This is a genomic window from Streptomyces sp. NPDC034043, assembly GCF_055575675.1.
The window spans coordinates 40,225-58,030 of record NZ_JBVISF010000013.1 but is presented as its reverse complement, the minus strand read 5'-3'; the positions used below and the strand labels follow the sequence as shown (position 1 = coordinate 58,030).

The window sequence follows — 17,806 nt, the reverse complement described above, 5'->3', positions numbered from 1 at the left end:
GGACCCCGTCGATGCGCGGTCGATCAGGCTCGCATGGCGTCGGCTCCGCTGCCCGGGCCGGTGCTCTCCTCTGCCTTCGCTCTGCGCGACATGCCGGCCACCTGCGGGCGGCCCGTCGTCACACGTCCCGCTGGTTCGGGCCTGAGCCACTGCCGCAACGGTCGGGGAGGAGCTTGGGCGCCTGCTTCACTCCTCCTCGCTACTACCCAAGAGCTCCAGGAAGGCCTCGGCTGCAGGCGTGCGGTTCTCCCTGCCCCATATCACGTACTCGGCGCGGGCCGGTGCGTCCGTCACCTCGATCGTGGTCATCCCGGCCAGGCCCGCAGCGTATCCGGGCGGGAGCAGGGCTACGCCGAGGCCCGCTTGGACCAGGCGGGCCAGGTAGTCCGCGTTGGTCACCTCGAAGGCGACCTTGCGGGTGAGGCCGGCAGCGGAGAAGGCGAGGTCGGACTGGGCCCGGCCGGCGGTCTTCGCGGGAAGGTCCACAAAGACCTCCGAAGACAGCCGGCGCAGGTCGACTGAGGTCTCGTCGGCGAGCGGGTGGTCCGGGGAGACCACGGCGACCAGCCGCTCACGGGCCAGCTCCCGGGCCATGACCCCCCGGGGGCGGCCCGTGACCGGGACACCGAGGAAGGCCACCTCGAGCTCGCCCTGCCTGACCCGCTCGACAAGCTCGTCGCTCGCTCCCACGCTCAGACTGATCCGGGCCTTCGGATGACGCTGGTGGAACTCCTTCAGGACGTTGGGAACGTCCACGGCGGCGACGGTGGGGATCAGCCCGACCGCGAGGCGTCCGCGCACCTCCCCGACGGCCGCCGCGACCTCGGCTGCGGCCCGCTCCGCCGCGTCCAGGCACTGGCGGGCGGCGGGCAGGAAGGCCGCGCCCGCCGGAGTCAACCGGACCCGGCGGCTGGTGCGTTCGAAGAGCCGCGCACCCAGTTCCTTCTCCAGGCGCGCGATCTGGTGGCTGAGCGCGGACTGGACCACCAGACAGCGCTGGGCAGCCCTCGTGAAGCTGTTCGTCTCTGCCACCGCGATGACGTACCGCATCTGCTGGAGCTCCATTAATCCATCATGATTCGAGATCCATCACGTGACAAGCATGTGTTGGACTCATCGATACCCCGGCCCCGACACTGGTGACAACGCACACGGCAGGAACATCCCCGGCGCCAACTCCGCCCGGCGGGCCTCGATCCGATGCCTCTCCGGCATGCCCGGGAGCCGCTCCTCCGCATCCCCTGCCTTACCTCCCGCACCTGGGCGCACACCGCCGAGGCATGCCCGCGCACGCCCTCGCGCCCCCTGACGCCGAAAGGACGAGCGAGCACCATGACCACCACGCCACCGCGGACCGACACGACCGTCGCCGACATCTGGGTGGATCCCCGCTGCCCCTGGGCATGGATCACCTCACGCTGGATGCTGGAGGTGGAGCAGGTCCGGCCCCTGAAGACCCGTTTCCGCATCATGAGCCTGTCGGTCCTCAACGAGGGGCGAAAAGTCCCGGAGAAGTACCGCCAGGCCATGATCGACGGCTGGGCCTGCGTACGCGTGTGCGTCGCGGCACAGCACCGGTTCGGCAACGAAGTGCTCCGCCCCCTCTACCACGCCATGGGCCATCTGATCCACCACGAGAAGGCCGGGCTCGGCCACGACATGATCAGCGCGGCCCTGGAGGAGGCGGGTCTGCCCGCCAACCTGATCGAGGCCGCAGAGGACACCTCCTGGGACGAGCCGTTGCGGGCCGAGCACCACAAGGGAATGGACGCGGTCGGTTCCGAGGTCGGCACTCCCGTAATCCACGTGCCCGGTTCCGACGGCAAGCCGCTGGCGCTCTTCGGCCCTGTGCTCACCCCCGCCCCCCGTGGCGAAGCCGCCGGAACGCTCTGGGACGGCGTGCTCGCCGTGGCGGGCACCGACGGCTTCTTCGAGCTGAAGCGCGGCCGGAACCGCGACCCGATCTTCGACTGAGCCGACCGGACGACGCACGAACATCGCGAACCACGCTGTATTACGGGATTCGAGGCAAGATGACGAGCAGACAGAACGGACTCACAGCGGCCCTGACCGGCCTGGCTCCGGCCATCTGGGGCAGCACCTACCTGATAACGACCGAGCTGCTGCCACCGGACCGGCCGCTCCTGGCCACCACCATGCGGGCCCTGCCGGGCGGCCTGATCCTGCTGGCCCTCGGCCAGAAGCTTCCGGCCGGCACCTGGTGGTGGCGCGCGCTGGTACTGGGCGTCCTCAACATCGGCGCCTTCAACTTCCTGCTCTTCGTCGCCGCCTACCGACTGCCGGGCGGCATCGCCGCCATGATCATGTCGGCACAACCCATGTTCGTCGTGATCCTCGCCGCCCTGTTCCTCGGCGACAGGGTCAGAGCGGTCCACGCCCTGGCCTGCGCGATGGGCACCGGTGGCGTGGCGCTGCTCGTCTTCAATGGCGCGGCAGCCCTGGACACCATCGGAGTCCTGGCCGCGGTCGGCGGGGCCCTGTGCATGGCGACGGGCATCACCCTGACCAAACGGTGGGGCCGGCCGCAGGGCGTCAGCCTGCTCACGTTCACCGGGTGGCAGCTCACAGCGGGCGGCCTGGTCCTGCTGCCCTTCTGGATGTCACTGGAAAACCTGCCCGACCGTTTCACCGGCTCCAACGTCATCGGATTCGCCTACCTCATCACCCTGGGCGCCGTCCTGAGCTACATCGTCTGGTTCCGGGGCATCGAACGCCTGCCGGCCGTGGCAGTCGCCTTCCTCGCACTGGGCAGCCCGGTCGTGGCGACCCTGCTGGGCTACCTCGTCAAGGACCAGACGCTATCCGCCCTGCAGATCGTCGGCATGGCCGTCATCCTCCTGGCGGTCGTGCTCGGACAGCCGCGCCCACCCGGACCCAAGCCCGAGGCGACCCCCTCGGATCCGTCCCACACCACCGACGCGCACCTCCCCGACCATCCCGCTCCGGAACACGAACGCAGCGGATAACGGCCCGCGGCCCCATCTGCCCGGCACCAGGGGTGGCCAGCACAAGACGGGTTACTGAGGTTTTCATGTTGTCGTTGGGTGGTGACGGTTCGTGACCCCTGAGGTATGCCGGTGGGGTGAGGTATTCGGAGGGTGAGGGTCTGACCGCTGAGCGTCGGGCGTTTCGTGAGGAGATCCGGCTTCAGGCCGACGGAACTCGCTGGCCAGAGAGAAATCAGGCGTTCTGTCGCATAAGGCATACTCGGCTCCGTGCGTTGCACAGGTGACCAGCGACAGCGAATCTCGAACGGCTGTTGCCGTTCCGATCCTGTGGGGTGTTGGTCGAACGGGAGTCTCGATCGGGTGACCGTGGCTGGTGCCGCACTGAGCAGGGCCTCCTGGCAGCTCGAAGGTTGTCTATGCCAACAGGCTGTCCAGAAGGCCCTGCTGCCGCTCTTACGCTCCCGCCGCTGATCGCGACACGTGCTGCGGCGTGTCGTGCAACCCGACACGGCTCAGGTCGGTGCGCACGTCGGTCGGAGCGCCAAGGAGCTTCGAGTGCTTCGCAGCTTCGACGGAACCGAGATCGTAGATGGTGAGCTCGAAGTCACGATGCGCCTTGGCGTCCAGGGCCAGCGGCAGGTGGATACGCCCGTCCCCGACCATGCGTCGTACCCCACTGCGGCTGAGCCCGAGCCCGAGCATGAGCAGGCGTTCGACCCTGACCGGCGCGGGCAGCTCGAAGCTGACCAGGACCTTGAGCGATGCCGGGTCGTCGAGTGCGTAGAGGGGCGTGCGGGTCTCCACCTCCCACGTACCGGTCCAGTCGAGGCGGTATCCGTTCTTCGCGGCCAGCGACTGACTTATCGTCAGCTCCCGTACAACGGCTGGGTCATTGTTCTCGTACGCCATCAGGCGAGCGGGCTCCAGGGACGAGACGTGGACGCGCTCGTGGACGGGCACCTTCGATGTCCGGTCGCACCCTGCACAGCTCAGGAGAAGCCAGACGTCGAGGAGTTTGCCGCTCGCGTTGACACGGATCTTGCCCGAGGGACGGTGCCGGCTGCCGGAGCAGTCCGGGCAGGGGCGTACGACGGTGGGCAGCGCGGACTCACGCACGGCCCACAGGGCCTTGCGGTCAGTATTCATGGAGGTGGTTGCTTTCAGGACTGACCAGGAGCTCTCGCAGACGAGGCTGCGGGCTCCTGGAATATGACGGATGCACACGAGGGCGCGGGTCATCGCCTCGGGGCCGAGTCGTCAGGCTCCGGGGTCAACCGCGCGACAGGTTGGCTTTGCTACGTGGCAGCCGTTACAGGTCCATGCAGGCGATCATGATCGAGGCCACGACCCGCGAGCAACTCGTTTTCCGCGGGCCGCCCGCCGACAGGCCGTTGCAGCGCCTCGGCCTCGTTGCAGGCAAGGCCTGGATCGCTCGGCCTGCCGCGAACTGGCCTGTGCAGTGCCTGGGGGTTGTCTCAGAGATCAGTGGCTGTTGCCGTTGTTCCGATGTCGAGGGGTGTCGGTCGAACGGGAATCCCCGATCGGGCGACTTCGACCGATGCTGTGCATGAGAGCAGGGCACCGCGCCATCCGAAGGTGCGCGGACCGTGCCGCGCGCCCACCGCGTCGGCTGTGAAAATCCGCGTGCGGTCGCACGGGGCGCAGTGATAGACATCCGGCGTGCAAAACACTCTGGACTTCCCTGACCTGCTGCGACTCATCGACGAACGGTCGGGCGCCTTCCGCGCCGCGATCGCCGCCGCTCCCAGCCTGGACGCGCAGGTGCCGACCTGTCCAGAATGGACGCTGTTCGACCTGGCGCGGCACCTGGGCTCGGGCCGCCCGTTCTGGGCCGCCGTCGTCGAGGCCGGTCCGGCCGACGCCCCGCCGGCCGAGGCCGTGGCGGCGCGCGCCGAGGCGCAGGCGCCCCGGGAGCGAGGGGCGTTGGTGGCCTGGCTGGCCGAGTCGACGCAGGAGCTGCTGGACACCCTGCGGGAGGTCGGCCCGGACGCCGAGTGCTGGACGTGGTGGGGCGCCTCGCAGTCGCCGCGGACCAGCGGTGCCGTCGCCCGGCACCAGCTTCAGGAGATCGCGATGCACACCTATGACGCCCAGCTCACCGTGGGCGCCGCGCAGCCGCTGCGGGCGGAGGTGGCGCTGGACGGCGTCGAGGACTTCCTGTTCACCTGCTGCGCGTGGTCGGGCGTCTGGCCGCACAAGCCGGCCGTCGTCGACTACCACGCCACCGAGGGCCGCTCCTGGCGTTTCACGGTCGAGGCGGACGGCGCCCGCGCCGTCCGCCTCCCGGCTGCTGGCGAGGGTGAGGCCCCGGCCGACGCCTCCGCCCAGGGCACGGCCGGTGAGCTGGTCCTGTGGTTCTATGGACGCACCCCGCTGGACTCGGTGAAGATCGACGGCAACCGGGTCATCTTCGAGCGGCTCTTCGCCTGGGACCCGAACGCGTGAGGCGGGGTCGACGACGCGGCGCCCGGTCGCGTCATCGGCTCATCTTCTCCACGCCGGGGTGACGGACCAGCCACGCGGCCAGCGGTCCGGCTTCACGGGTGGGGAGCACATCGACCACACGATGGTCTTCGACGCTGGTCAAGACCGTGGAGTAGGTCTGACCACGACGGATCGCGAAGTCGTCCACGCCCAGTACCCGCGGGGTACTGAACTGCGGATCAGGCAGTGCCATGACTCGGCGCAACAACGTCATCCGTCCCACGCCAAAGCCCAGCTGGGCAGCCAGCCGAGCTCCGGCCCGCCCGGCTAGAGCGTGTCCCTCCTTGATCTGTTTGTCGGTTGATCGGATATGCCCGTCCGACTAGTGATCACTGATGCGATGTGGGACCGGATCAAGCCCTTGATGCCGGCCGATCCGGTCCGCGGTCGGCGATGGGCCGACCATCGTCGCACCCTGGAGGCCATCGCGTGGAAGTACCGCACCGGCTCGCCCTGGCGGGACCTCCCGGACGAGCTGGGCTCATTTCAGACCGCTCACAAACGGCTGCTCAGGTGGGCTGTGGACGGCACCTGGGAACGGATCCTCGCCGCGCTCCTGGCGGCGGCCGACGGTGCTGACGACATCGGCTGGACCGTGTCGGTGGACTCCACCGTCTGTCGGGCCCACCAGCACGCCGCCGGAGCCAGGAAAAAAGGGGCGCCATTTCGGGCTGAGCCCGACGACCATGCGCTCGGACGTTCCCGCGGCGGCCTGAGTACGAAGGGCCATCTCGTTAGCGACGGCCATGCACGGCCCTTGGTCCTCCGCGTCACGGCGGGACAGGCGGGCGACGCGCCGGCCTTCGAGGTGGTCATGGCAGGCATCCGTGTTCCGCGAAGCGGGCCGGGAAGGCCGCGGACCCGGCCGGACGCCGTCCTGGCGGACCGTGCGTATTCATCTCGCGCGATCCGTGAGCATCTTCGGCAGCGAGGTATCCGTGCCGTGATCCCGCAGCCCGCCGACCAGGTCGGTCACCGACTGCGGCGAGGTCGCGCCGGTGGCCGCCCGCCTGGCTTCGACGCTGAGGCATACAAGCAGCGCAACCCGGTTGAGCGATGCATCAGCCGGCTCAAGCAGTGGCGTGGTCTGGCCATGCGAACCGACAAGCTCGCCATCTCCTACCGGGCAGCGCTCTACCTTGCTGCCATCCTCATCTGGGCCCGGGCGTAGAAGCGTCGGGCCGCACAATTTGGAGAGGCACGTCCTCAGCCCAGCGTGGCAGCATGCGGCAATGGTCTTTCGACACCCCGACGGCGACTACGCGATCACCACAATGTACTCCGTGCCCGATGACGCCTGGTATATGGAACTGGATCTCGTGGCCGGGCAACGGACTCTCGTGATCGCAATCGTCCCCGACGAGGATCCGGCACGGGAGCCGACGGTGTGCTTCAACCCGAACGCAGGGCACACTGACGTCCCGTACGAGGTCATGCGCTGGTTCATGCACCAGGTCGATGAAGAGATCCGTAGCTCCCGTGCCTGGATGCAACTGAGACCAGAGCTCGTCGAGATCATCTACCAACTCCGTCAGGAGCACATGGGCGTCATCGATGATGACGACTTTCCCCAGGTTCTGGCGGACGTGCGCACCACGGTCCCTGAGGAAGACCTCCCCACCGTTCTAGAAGCCGCCTTCGGGCGGAATTCTGACGGCACCACCATGAACCACCCGCAAACACCCCGGCCTGTAGACAATCAAGGAGACAGTGCCTAGTCCTCGGCCGCCACGACACCCAGGGCCGGCTGCGCACGGTCGGGTGCACCGTCGCGCTGCATCCGGATCAGGCCCGCCAGGTCCCAGGGCATCTCACCGCTGCCGCGCCCGGGCATCCGTGGGAGGGGTGCGCTTCGCCGCGTCGTGGGGGTCGCGTGAGGTCTTGGACGTTATCCTGGTCCGCCCCGAGGTCGGGGCGGAGATCAGCGTCGATCGGGCCGCGGATTGCGGCGGTACGCGGGCGTCGTCCACCTCATATGCACGCACCGGACCGGTCCAGCCCGCCCGCTGCAACAGCCACGCACCGATGCTGAGCGACATCGGCAGCGTTCTCGCCAGCGGCTCCGCGGCCCGGCCCTGTCCGAGCCGCACGTCCACGGGGATCCCGAGATCCCGGAAAGCCCACAGGGGGCCCCTCTCGTGGAGAAGGGACCGCGCACCCGGACCGACCACGGCCACGATCTCGGGATCCTCGGCAAGTACGGCTGCCACCGCCTCCGCGCACGCCCTGCGCAGCCGCTCCGGCGCCGCGGGCGCGCCCACGTCCGCCTCGAGCGCGAGCGACGGCAGGCAGGGACAGACGGCAGCGGCCACAAGCATGCTCCGCAGCCTAAGGGCTTGCAGATCACGGACGCCTCGTCGCTGAAGAGGGCGGCAGGGTGCCCCGGTCCGGACGGGCCCAATCGAGCTTGAGGCCCCCCGGAGTGGCCGCCGGGCGGCGAGGTCCACCTGGGTGGTGCCGTGTTCCGCCTGGTGGTCTGGTTCGGCTGAGGCAGATGCCGGACGGGCCCGGGGCGGAGGCTGGACGGGCTTCCCGGGGGCGGCCGAGCAGGCGGGCGGGTGGGCCGTCACCCGCAGACTGGGTGGCGGCCCCTCCGCGTGCCGTGGTCCGCTGGCCCGTGGACCGGGTTGCGCCCGTCAGGCGAACTGGCCGACCCGGTAGTCGCCGGCGGGTAGCTGCACCATGACGTTGACCCGGTTGAACGCGTTGATCAAGGCGATCAGCGACGTCAGGGCGGCGAGTTGCTCCTCGTCGTAGTGCTCGGCCGCCTTCGCCCAGACCGCGTCCGGCACCCCGTCGGCCGTGTCCGCGATGCAGGTGCCCTGTTCCGCGAGTTCCAGTGCCGCGCGTTCGGCCTCGGTGAAGACCGTGGCCTCTCGCCAGGCCGCCACCAGGTTAAGGCGCGTGGGGCTCTCACCGGCGGCGGCGGCTTCCTTGGTGTGCATGTCGAGGCAGAAACCGCAGCCGTTGATCTGGCTCGCGCGGATCTTCACCAGTTCCTGCGTCGACAGGGGCAGTCCGGTGTCCTTCAGGCTGGCGCTGGCCACGATGAGTTGCTTCAGGAACTTGCTGGCGATCGGGCTGCCGAAGATGTTCAGACGGGCGTCCATGATGTGCTCCTGTGCCGTTGGTGGCGGGTACACCCCTGTGACCGGACAGCCCCGCGTAACGTGACAGGGGTGCGGTGTGACGTACCTCTCCCGCAGCTCGAACCGCGGGAGCAGCCCGCAGGCGTCCGCTCCGCAAGGAGCCTTCCGTTTCTTGGGCTCCTTATGGGCCAGGCATCCAAGACGGCGGTGCCGCTGGTGTCGGCCTCGGCTGGGGCCTCACTCGCCGCCGCCCCCGCCGCTGTGGCCGCCGCCGGAGCGTCGGCCGCGGCGCCGCCCGTCACCCCGTCGGCACCTCCGGCCGCCCCCGCTACCGAGCTGCTCTCGATGCCGTACCGGGAGCGCAGGCGCATGCTTGAGGTTCTGTTCGCGGCGCGGGGGCTGACTTCGCCGTGGACGCTGTGCCCGATGCCCACCGACGTGACCACAGCGCGAGAGTGGCTCGAGGAATGGGCCGACATGTAGGCATATCGAGGCTGGACCAAGGCGCGCCGGACACCGAAGCGATCATCGGCGCCATCACAAGAACCCTCAGCCGCCCGCAGCTGCCTCGGTGCGAATGAAGGGCCTGACCAGCCCCGATTGTGAGCTGTCCAGACGTGAGGCCCCACGTCATCCCCCACTGGGCGACTTCGGTCGCTATGGGAGTTCCTCTGGCCGGCCCGCCCAGGCCGGCCAGAGGGGTTTGCGTCAGAGGGTGATCATCACGGTGCCGCTGTTGAAGTACGTGCCCATGTTGGTGCGCACGGATACCTTGCCGGTGCCAACCTCGTAGACGAACATGTCCGCCTTGTTGTCCCCGGTGGCGTCGCCGAAACGGATCTCGCCGAGGTCCCGGCGGTCGATCCATGTCGGCGAAGTACAGCCGGCCCATGTCGCTGCCGTTGATCCAGCGGCTCCAGCCGGACGATCTCCCGCTCCACCCGCACCCCACCCAGACGCCCCACCTCCCCCTCCAGGCCCCGCGACAGTTCCCAGTCGGCCGGCACTGGGAACAGCACGGGACGTGGCTGCGCCCGTTGCCTGCTGACGCTCGCGATATTCCTCAAGGCCGCCCTGACCGGGGCCACGGAGGCAACGCGAGGGGAGGCCGTTGCAACGGAAAGTCACCAGGCCTGCCGCCCCCAGACTCGTATGGGGCCCGGCAGACAGGTCACTCCCCGGAAAGCCCGGGATAGTAGCCGCGTTCGTAGTACTGCAGGGTGGCCGCGTGCTTTTCGCCGGCACCACGGCAGATCGGGCACACCCGGTCCTGATGGCACTCCGGACACCTTCGCCGCCCCCGCTCGACGTCCGGTATCCAGCTACGTCCCCAGCACGACGAACACCAGCCCAGGCCATCGCACTCGTAGCACAGCACATACCCCGGCCTGAGCGTGTCGGGTGTCCGCACGGGGTCGGGCTTGACCATAACTTCGGCCGTGCGAAAGGCCAAGGACGGGGTTTTCGCCTGGTAGAGCACCACGTTGGAAATCTTGGAGATCCGCACCTGGACGACGACGCCGTCGTGCCTGCCGGTGATGAAGTGCGCCTCGGTGACCTCTTCCTCCACAGCCCAGCCCGCGGCGGCCAGAGCTTTCGCCGCCCGCTGTCCCATCTCCGCGGGAGACACGGATTCAGGCCTGGCACCACGGAAGGTCATCGTGTGGTGAAACTGAAGCGGCTCATGCCAGTCAGCGACGGAGGGCACTCCCAACTCCTGCGGAGAGACCCTTGCTTCCGGCGTCAGGCGGGACACCAGTTCACGCACCTGCACGTGCATGAACAGACCCAGCCGCTCCAGCTCTTCGCGTGCACCCGGTATATCTGTCATCAGCACCCCTGCAGCACGCTAACTCAAGGGCAGCAGCGTGCCTAGACAAAGCCCCACCCAGCCGCGACATCGTCGACGTTCTGTGGACTGCTGATGTCGTTGCGCCACCAATCGGGCAGCTCCCCGTTCCACCGCGCCGCCAGCGCACAGCGTCCTGCACGGTGCCGTCACCCGCAGCGGCAGACGGTCGTCGCCAGTTCCACGCAGGACACGACGGTCTCGCAGCGTATGCCGACGTCAGCGCCGCGGAACTGATTTGTTTTGGGTGCATCGATCACTGTGTGACCTCGTGGCACAGCGTGATCCGATCGTGCTGGCAAAGACGGCGTGCCCCGCCGCACCGCGCCAGCGTTAGGCGCAGGAGCAGGCCGAGCGGCTGCTCGGGAAACTCGCCGCACGCGGGGACCCTGTTCCCCTTGTGCGGCGGGGCGTCTGCCTATGACACTACGGCCAGTGAGTTCTGAGCCGGGGGTGGGATGCATGGCAGCTCAGCGCAGGCGTATGACTTATCACCAGTTGCGCTTTCGTGTGACGGTGGGCGTTTTCCTTATCGTGATGGCACTGGTGACCTGGGACATCGCGACGTCCTGACGCTCAAGTCTGCTGGGAGGACTACGACCGGGGTTGGAAACGGAGCAGCACTCCCACCTGCGCCTCGCCTCTTATCACGGCGGGTAAGGCGACAGCCCGTTCCTATCGGCATGCCCTGCGGACAGCACCTCGCCGTGCCCCAGGTGGTGCTGATGTCGTTCAGCCACCGGTCCGGCAGCGCCCCGTGCCACAGCGCGGCGAGCGTGTACCGGGGCGGACGGCCGACAGCTGTTGCAGGACGATCAGCGACACCGGATGCGCGAGGAACTCTCGCGCGCCCGTGTTTGGCTGTCGGGGACGGTGGCCCGTATTCCGCGTAAAGCCGTGTCAGCCGGTCCCGGTGGGCGTCCATCAACTTCTCCCGCCGGGCCGGATACGCCTCCCGTTCCTCCTGCGGGATCGCAGACCCCAGGACCGGCAGGACGTCTTCGGTCATGCCGTTGTCGGACCGCCCCTGGACGGCGAAGACGGCGTAGGAGCACACCGCGACCACCAGCACCGCATCCGCGCCGCCTTCCCGTACGTCCCCTCCGCTGCCCGGTCAACCGGTCCGCTGGCGTACGCGTCCGTGCTCATCGTGCCGCCGCCTTCTTCGCCGTGGTCCACTGCATTCCCAGCGCGTCCAGTTCAGCCCCTGGTTCGTCGCTGCGCTTGTCGGCACGCTTACGGATGTTGTCCAAGACCATGCCCGACCTGCACCACCTCACGGCCGCCAGCACCGCTCTCTCATCGGCCGTCTGGTACTGCCCGCTCCCTGCTGGTGGCAGCGCCCACCCCACGCCCCGGGCCCAGTCGGCAAGGCCGCTGCCTGGGACACCGCGCTGGCCTCCCGGTGCCGGGAGGGCAGCGCCGTGCTGTACGTGGTGGAGTCGGGCGTCGGGAATCCAGGCTCCTGTTATGACCAGCTTGCTGAACTGTCGAGGGGTAAGACCGCTGAACGGACGTATCCAGGACAGCTCAGACGCAGTGATCACAACAGCCACAGACCGATCGTCCCATGCACATCGTTACGGGACTTCCCAATGCTGATGTCAAGCCGGTGCTGCGACGGAGTGTGAAGCGCCGTAGCACGTTCTGCCACGGATCATTGCCCAAAGAACGTTGATCCGTCGGCGGGCGAGAGCCAGGGCAGCTTGCTTGCGTCCTTTCCCTTCGCTCCGCTTCCGTTGGTAGTAGGCCTTGGAGGCGGGGCAGGATTTGAGGCTGGCCATCGCCGACAAGTACATAGCTCGCAGAAGGCCGCGGTGGTAGCGGCGGGGCCTGCGCAGGTTGCCGCTGATGCGGCCGGAGTCGCGGGGCTGTGGGGCCAGGCCGGCTCTGACTGTGCAGGTGTGGGCCGTGCTCGTGGTCCTGGGGGGGAGGGGCTATTGTGCTTCATGAGTGGGGCGCCGCCCACTTCCGGGCCGCCTTCACGTACCTGGGCATCACTGGGGTGGTGGGTGGTGGGCTGCTGGTCTTCCCCGGTGGGGCGGCGGGCGTCTTGTCGGCGCTGATGTAGGCCGGCCGCCCGCGTCACCGGGTGAGCCGTCCTGGTGTGCAATCCGCCGGGTCAGAGTTTGGGAACAGGCACTCATCGACGGGCCGTCAGCCAAGGGTTGACGGCCCCTTTTCGCATGCCTGGCGCCGGCCCCCCGGCAGATCGCGCCCAAGGCATCGTCAGCGAAGGTCGGGCCGGTCGATGTGTGATTGGAGTGCGGTTCATGACGCGTGTGGTGCGTGAGGTCTACGACGAGGAGCAGGCCGCGGGGTGGTTGCGTGCGGTACAGCGGGACCACGGTGACGCCACCGTGGTGCTTGTGGTCGATCTCCACCGAGCCGGCTGGGGTGATCCGACTGACCCTGACGACCTGGTCGACGTCCCCGCGCCGGCATCCCCGCAGGCGGCGATCGAAGGGGTGTGGTCAGTCATGACTCGAGCCCCTGGCAGCCACCTACGCACCCAGGCTCCGTGAGCGGCACGGGGAATTCCTCCTGCGGTCCGTCACCGACCGCAAGGCCCTACGGTTGCGGCCCGGCAGCGGCTACGCTCGTCTGCCGGGGAGCGATCGGGGGCTGCGGCTTTGGGTGAGGGACAGGCGGAAGGCGGGGCGGCGGGGTCCGCGGCGCGGCGCGTCGGGCCGTACGTACTCCAGCGATTACTCGGGGAAGGGGGCATGGGGCAGGTCTACCTGGCTCGGATCGCGAGCTCGCCCGACGGTCCCCCGGCCGCGCTGAAGGTCGTCCGGGCCGAGCTGGCGCGCGATCCTGAGTTCGCCGCCCGGTTCCGGCGTGAGGTCGCCGCCGCGCGGGCGGTCGTCAGTGACTACGTCGTGCCGCTCGTCGACGCCGACACCGAGGCCGCCCCACCGTGGCTCGCGACCGCCTTCGTACCCGGTCCAACGCTCGAAGAAGCGGTCACCCGGTCGGGACCACTGCCCCAGGACCGGCTGCACGAGCTCGCCCGGGCCGTGAGCGGAGCCCTGGTCGACATCCACGCCGCAGGCCTCGTCCACCGGGACCTCAAACCCTCCAACGTGCTGCTTGACCCGCGCACCGGCCCCCAGGTGATCGACCTGGGCATCGCACGGGCGATGGAGGGGACGCAGCTGACCCGGACCGGCCTCGTGGTCGGCACGGCCGGCTTCATGGCCCCCGAGCAGCTGAAGGGGACCGGGGCGGCGCATCCGTCCGGCGACGTGTTCTCACTCGGCGCACTGCTCGCGTACGCAGCCACCGGCAGGCCACCGTTCGGAGTGGGACCCGCGCACCGGGTCGGCTACCGGACGATGACGGAGGAGCCGGATCTCGAGGGAGTGCCGGCCGGCCTGCGTCCCCTGCTGGTCTCCTGCCTCGCCAAGGAGCCGTCCGAGCGGCCGGCTCCGCAGCAGGTGAGGGACGCCCTCGCGGGCTCTTTCGCGAACCCGGCCACGCGTCCGGCACAGGGGGTGCGCCCGGCCCGCCGGCCCGCCCGTCGCCGTGTCCTCGTCATCGGCACGCTGATCGCCGTCGCCGTGGCCGGCGGTCTCACCGCCGTTGCCTTCGCACTGCGCGACGACTCCCGCGGCGCCGACGCGCGCGACCCCTCACCATCCGGTGCCTCCCCCTCGGTTCCGCCGCTCGCCGCACCCGTCGGCGCTCTCGGTCCGGCCGCCCCCGTCGGTGTCTGGACGTCCGCCTGGCAGGACACGATCATCCGGCAGGACGAGAACGGGGCCGAATTCGAGAAGGCGACGGCGGAAGGAAATCAGTACGCCGCCGAGGTGTGGCTCACCGACGCGGTGCTGGTCCGGGTCCGGCCCACCGGAGTGGAGGGGCTGTCCCCGGACACCGGCCGGGTCCTGTGGACGCTCAAGCCGCCGACGCCCGGAACGGTCCCGTGCGCGGCATCCCGCACGGCTCCCGGTGGCGTCGGGGCGGTGCTCTTCGGAGCGGTCGAGGAGGGTGACGTGCCGCGCCCCAACAGCACCGCCTGCAACCGCGTCGTCGCCGTGGACACGGCCACGGGTACCGTGCTGTGGGAACGCTCCCGGCCGGGCGAGCCCAGTGCGTCGTTCGGAGTCGCCTCGGACGTCGTGGGGGTCGCCGCGGACCGTGTCGTCGTCAAGACCGGCGACGGGATGCAGGCCTGGGGGCTGCGCGACGGGGCGCCGGCCTGGTCGCACGCGGGCCGGCAGGACACCTGTCACCTGGACGCCATGGCGGTCGGCCAGTCCAGCCTCGTCGAGGCGCTGACGTGCCCTGCGGCAGAGGGTCCCCGGTACAAGGCCCGCCCCACCACCATCCGTTCGGTGAACGCCGTCGACGGGACCGTCCGCTGGACGTCCGCGATACCGGAAGACGTGCCCGCCACCCACATCGAGACGGCCGAACCTGCCGCCCTGAGCCTGGCGGGCCCACCGGGCAGCGGCGGACCGCTCCTCGTCTTCGACAACGCCGGCAGGCCCGCCCCGCAGCTGCGGGAGGCGCAGCCCCTCGGCATCCTCGGTTCCTCGTCGCGCAACCGCATCCAGCTGTCGCCGAGGGTCCACGGGTGGCGCGACACCGTGATCACGCTTACCTCGCGCGACTCCCTGAACGGGACGGGAGGTGACGAGGTCGTCGCCATCGACTCCCGCACGGGGAAGATCCGCTGGCACCGTCCGGCGCCCCTCGGCTCGGACCCGGTGATCGCAGGAGTCGACGAGCGGGGTGTTCTCGTCCTCCACGAGAACACCCAGGGTCCGACCACCCTGGTGCGGTACGCCGTGGACGACGGCGTGTCCTCGGCCGCCGGCTCGCTTCCCGTGCTGCCGGACCGGGCGGCGTTCAGCGCCGTCCGCGCCTACGGAAGCCGTATCGCCCTGCTGACGGACCAGAACGACCTGCTGACGAAGGGCCTGATGATGTTCCGTGCCCCGGGCGGTCCGCAGTGAACGCGGGTACGGCCCCCCTGGGCCCCGGTGACCCCGAACGCGTCGGCGGCTACCGGCTGGTCGGACAGCTGGGGCACGGGGGTATGGGCCGGGTGTTCCTCGGTGAGGACGCCGAGGGACACCGGGTGGCGGTGAAGCTGGTGCACGAGGAGTTCACGGCCGACCCCGAGTTCCGCATGCGTTTCCGCCGCGAGGTGGACGCGGCCGGGAAGGTGCTGAGCTTCTTCACCGTGCCTCTGGTGGACGCCGACGCCGACGCGCAGACCCCGTGGCTCGCGACGCAGTACGTACCGGGGCCCTCGCTCAGCGCCGCCGTGCACCGGGACGGGCCGCTGCCGGTCGAGCGGCTGTGCTCGCTCGCGGCGGCGCTGGGCGAGGCCCTGATCGTCATCCATTCCGCGGGGATCGTGCACCGCGACCTCAAGCCGTCCAACGTCCTGTTGGCCGAGGACGGTCCTCGGGTGATCGACTTCGGTATCGCCAGGGCCACCGAGTCGGACGAGCTGACGCGCGCGGGCCGTGTGCTGGGCACCTTCGGCTACGCGCCCCCCGAGCAGGTCGTCGCCGAGGAGACCGTCGGCGCGGCCGGCGACGTCTTTTCGCTGGGGTGCGTGCTGGTGTTCGCGGCGACGGGCCGCGAGCCGTTCGGTGAGGGGATGCCCGCGGTGCTGGCGTACCGCACGGTGCACGAGGAGCCGGACCTCACCGGCGTACCCGCGCAGTTGTCGGAGCTCGTGCGGCGCTGCCTGTCCAAGGACCCCGCAGCCCGGCCCGCCCCGCGCGAGGTCATCGCCGCCGCGCGTGCCGCCCAGTCCCGGCTCCCGGGCCGCGGGCGGCGGGCTCCCGGGCGTGCCGCCGGCGAACCCACCTCGTATCGTCTCGCACCGCCGTCACCCACCCCTGCGGAGGCTCCCGTACGGAGGACCGCCCCGTCGCACGCGCCCGGTCGCGGGGCGGCTGCGCGGCCTACGCCTCCCCGCCCGGCGCGGCGCGGCAGGGTGCGCGCCGTCGCCGCGGCGGCGACCACGGTCGTCGCCCTGGCCGTCGCGGGACTGACGTACCTGCCGGGGCTGTTCGACGACCGCCGGGGAAGCGCCGACGGTGCGTCCGCCACTCCCGCGCCGGTGCCGGCCTCTCCCGCTCCGGACGGCGCCGACCCACTGCCCGAGGTCGTCGCGAAGGGCGACCGCAGCGCGGTGTGGACCGCTCTGCCCGGCGCCTCGGACGCGTACATGGAAGTGTTCGGCGCCTGGCTGACGCCGACGGCCCTGGTCCGCGTCGATGCCTCGTCGGTCCGCAGCTTCGACCCGCGCACCGGAGTCGCCCGGTGGACGGTCGAGCCGCCTGCCAAGGGCCTCGTGCCCTGTCGGGCCTCGGACGGTTCGACGGCGACCAGCGGCGGGGTGGGGCTGGTCATGTTCGGCAAACCCCACACCACACCGGCCGTCTGCGACACCGCCGCGGCCCTGGACACCGCCACGGGCAGGCTCCTGTGGCACCGCCAGGTGGGCGAGGCCAGACGTCCGCTCGCAGCGGTGTCCCGCGACGTCCTCGTGGCGGGTGGCGAGGAAGGCATCATGGGGCTGAACCGGACGACCGGCGAGCCGATGTGGACATACCGCTGGAGCCAGGGGGGCTGCACCGTGGACCAGGTGCTCCCCGGCTCGCGGACGGTGGTCGTCTCCCAGACGTGCCGAAAGGCCGACGAAAGCAGTTCGGCACGCCTCGTGGAACTCGACAGCACCATCGGCACAGCACACGACCTGCTCGACTTCGGCTACACCCTCGGCGGAATGTCCCTCGTGGCGGCCGAGCCGGTGATCGCCGGATACTCCGACGCCTCCGGCGCGAACCACATGCTCATCCTCAGAGCGGGCGGCCAGAAGCCACTGGACCTGCTGACGACCCAGTCCTACGGAACGTTCGACGTCCATGCCCGCAGAACGCTTGCGGGCAGCGGGGTGCTGGTCCTGCCAGTAGAACAGCGTGGCATCGGCGCCACCGGTCTGGCCGCGGTCGACCTCGCCACCGGGACGGTCCGCTGGCACACACCGGTCCGCGAGGACAACGTCATCCCCGAACTGCTTCGGATCCGAGGCGATTCGCTGTACACCGTGGAGAGCGAGCAGGTGCAGGGCGTGAGCGGGCTGAGGTACACGGTACGCCGCCGGTCCCTGGTAGACGGCCGTGTGACGGAGAGCGGCGGCCTGCCGGCGGGCTACATGGACGGCCACCCCGAGCGGCTGCTCGCGAAGGACGGACTCCTCGTCCAGGTCAACGGGCAGGACCGGCACGGCCTGGTGGCTTTCGACACTCCGGCATGAGGTCGAAGTCTTCAGCTCCCTTCGGGGACGCGGTGCGGGTCGGTGGGGGTCAGCAGCCGTCCTGTTTCCTGGCATCGGCCCCGCGCGTCCACGGCTGCCGAAGTTG

The 17,806-nt window shown here is 69.9% G+C and carries 13 protein-coding genes and 3 pseudogenes; 8 read left to right on the top strand and 8 right to left on the bottom strand.

What is annotated here, in order from left to right; genetic code table 11:
* Positions 1–186: 186 nt before the first annotated feature.
* On the bottom strand, positions 187–1,065 hold the full coding sequence (locus ACZ51S_RS26930) for a LysR family transcriptional regulator (RefSeq protein ID WP_468803490.1): 879 nt from the start codon (positions 1,063–1,065) through the stop codon (positions 187–189).
* A 267-nt stretch (positions 1,066–1,332) separates the two neighbouring features.
* On the opposite strand from ACZ51S_RS26930, the gene ACZ51S_RS26925 reads away from it, so the two are divergent.
* Both ACZ51S_RS26925 and ACZ51S_RS26920 read left to right on the top strand, forming a co-directional pair.
* The gene (locus ACZ51S_RS26925; protein WP_468962194.1) at positions 1,333–1,974 is read left to right on the top strand and encodes a mycothiol-dependent nitroreductase Rv2466c family protein; all 642 of its coding nucleotides are present in this window, start codon (positions 1,333–1,335) and stop codon (positions 1,972–1,974) included.
* 59 nt (positions 1,975–2,033) lie between these two features.
* Positions 2,034–2,987 (top strand): EamA family transporter, encoded by a 954-nt coding sequence (locus tag ACZ51S_RS26920; protein ID WP_468962192.1) that lies wholly within the window; start codon positions 2,034–2,036, stop codon positions 2,985–2,987.
* A 435-nt stretch (positions 2,988–3,422) separates the two neighbouring features.
* On the opposite strand, the gene ACZ51S_RS26915 is transcribed toward ACZ51S_RS26920, so the two are convergent.
* The gene (locus ACZ51S_RS26915; RefSeq protein WP_468962190.1) at positions 3,423–4,115 is read right to left on the bottom strand and encodes a DUF1062 domain-containing protein; all 693 of its coding nucleotides are present in this window, start codon (positions 4,113–4,115) and stop codon (positions 3,423–3,425) included.
* Between the two features lie 534 nt (positions 4,116–4,649).
* On the opposite strand from ACZ51S_RS26915, the gene ACZ51S_RS26910 reads away from it, so the two are divergent.
* Positions 4,650–5,435 carry a maleylpyruvate isomerase family mycothiol-dependent enzyme gene (locus ACZ51S_RS26910; protein ID WP_468888569.1) on the top strand — a complete coding sequence of 262 codons (786 nt, stop codon included), beginning with the start codon at positions 4,650–4,652 and terminating at the stop codon, positions 5,433–5,435.
* A gap of 34 nt (positions 5,436–5,469) precedes the next feature.
* On the opposite strand, the pseudogene ACZ51S_RS26905 reads toward ACZ51S_RS26910, so the two are convergent.
* Positions 5,470–5,748 (bottom strand): annotated as a pseudogene (locus ACZ51S_RS26905) (transposase); the annotation flags it as partial.
* A 36-nt stretch (positions 5,749–5,784) separates the two neighbouring features.
* Here ACZ51S_RS26905 and ACZ51S_RS26900 point away from each other — a divergent pair.
* Together ACZ51S_RS26900 and ACZ51S_RS26895 are read left to right on the top strand one after the other, a co-directional pair.
* Positions 5,785–6,645 (top strand): IS5 family transposase, encoded by an 861-nt coding sequence (locus ACZ51S_RS26900; protein WP_468962188.1) that lies wholly within the window; start codon positions 5,785–5,787, stop codon positions 6,643–6,645.
* A 61-nt stretch (positions 6,646–6,706) separates the two neighbouring features.
* Positions 6,707–7,192 (top strand): hypothetical protein, encoded by a 486-nt coding sequence (locus ACZ51S_RS26895; RefSeq protein ID WP_468474447.1) that lies wholly within the window; start codon positions 6,707–6,709, stop codon positions 7,190–7,192.
* A gap of 93 nt (positions 7,193–7,285) precedes the next feature.
* On the opposite strand, the gene ACZ51S_RS26890 is transcribed toward ACZ51S_RS26895, so the two are convergent.
* The 5 genes and pseudogenes from ACZ51S_RS26890 to ACZ51S_RS26870 form a co-directional block, all read right to left on the bottom strand.
* On the bottom strand, positions 7,286–7,792 hold the full coding sequence (locus ACZ51S_RS26890) for a hypothetical protein (protein ID WP_468962186.1): 507 nt from the start codon (positions 7,790–7,792) through the stop codon (positions 7,286–7,288).
* A gap of 318 nt (positions 7,793–8,110) precedes the next feature.
* Complete coding sequence (locus ACZ51S_RS26885) at positions 8,111–8,584, bottom strand: carboxymuconolactone decarboxylase family protein (protein ID WP_468962184.1); 474 nt, start codon at positions 8,582–8,584, stop codon at positions 8,111–8,113.
* Between the two features lie 1,150 nt (positions 8,585–9,734).
* The gene (locus tag ACZ51S_RS26880; RefSeq protein WP_468474444.1) at positions 9,735–10,400 is read right to left on the bottom strand and encodes a hypothetical protein; all 666 of its coding nucleotides are present in this window, start codon (positions 10,398–10,400) and stop codon (positions 9,735–9,737) included.
* Positions 10,401–11,884: 1,484 nt separating this feature from the next.
* Positions 11,885–11,968 (bottom strand): annotated as a pseudogene (locus ACZ51S_RS26875) (IS5/IS1182 family transposase); the annotation flags it as partial.
* Between the two features lie 48 nt (positions 11,969–12,016).
* Positions 12,017–12,301: pseudogene (locus ACZ51S_RS26870) on the bottom strand (transposase); the annotation flags it as partial.
* A gap of 53 nt (positions 12,302–12,354) precedes the next feature.
* On the opposite strand from ACZ51S_RS26870, the gene ACZ51S_RS26865 reads away from it, so the two are divergent.
* The 3 genes from ACZ51S_RS26865 (at position 12,355) to ACZ51S_RS26855 (ending at position 17,700) form a co-directional block, all read left to right on the top strand.
* Positions 12,355–12,483, top strand: coding sequence for a hypothetical protein (locus ACZ51S_RS26865; protein WP_468474442.1), 129 nt, complete (start codon positions 12,355–12,357; stop codon positions 12,481–12,483).
* A gap of 562 nt (positions 12,484–13,045) precedes the next feature.
* A complete protein-coding gene (locus tag ACZ51S_RS26860) occupies positions 13,046–15,376 on the top strand; it encodes a protein kinase domain-containing protein (RefSeq protein WP_468962182.1) in 2,331 nt (776 codons plus the stop codon).
* The gene (locus tag ACZ51S_RS26855; RefSeq protein WP_468962180.1) at positions 15,373–17,700 is read left to right on the top strand and encodes a protein kinase domain-containing protein; all 2,328 of its coding nucleotides are present in this window, start codon (positions 15,373–15,375) and stop codon (positions 17,698–17,700) included. The genes ACZ51S_RS26860 and ACZ51S_RS26855 overlap by 4 nt, the downstream gene beginning before the upstream one ends.
* Positions 17,701–17,806: the final 106 nt, after the last annotated feature.

Coding starts and splice junctions, on each gene's coding strand:
- ACZ51S_RS26925 (WP_468962194.1), top strand. CDS start 1,333: ATGACCACCACGCCACCGCGGACCGACACGACCGTCGCCGACATCTGG.
- ACZ51S_RS26920 (WP_468962192.1), top strand. CDS start 2,034: ATGACGAGCAGACAGAACGGACTCACAGCGGCCCTGACCGGCCTGGCT.
- ACZ51S_RS26900 (WP_468962188.1), top strand. CDS start 5,785: ATGCCCGTCCGACTAGTGATCACTGATGCGATGTGGGACCGGATCAAG.
- ACZ51S_RS26915 (WP_468962190.1), bottom strand. CDS start 4,115: ATGAATACTGACCGCAAGGCCCTGTGGGCCGTGCGTGAGTCCGCGCTG.
- ACZ51S_RS26930 (WP_468803490.1), bottom strand. CDS start 1,065: ATGGAGCTCCAGCAGATGCGGTACGTCATCGCGGTGGCAGAGACGAAC.
- ACZ51S_RS26895 (WP_468474447.1), top strand. CDS start 6,707: ATGGTCTTTCGACACCCCGACGGCGACTACGCGATCACCACAATGTAC.
- ACZ51S_RS26885 (WP_468962184.1), bottom strand. CDS start 8,584: ATGGACGCCCGTCTGAACATCTTCGGCAGCCCGATCGCCAGCAAGTTC.
- ACZ51S_RS26890 (WP_468962186.1), bottom strand. CDS start 7,792: ATGCTTGTGGCCGCTGCCGTCTGTCCCTGCCTGCCGTCGCTCGCGCTC.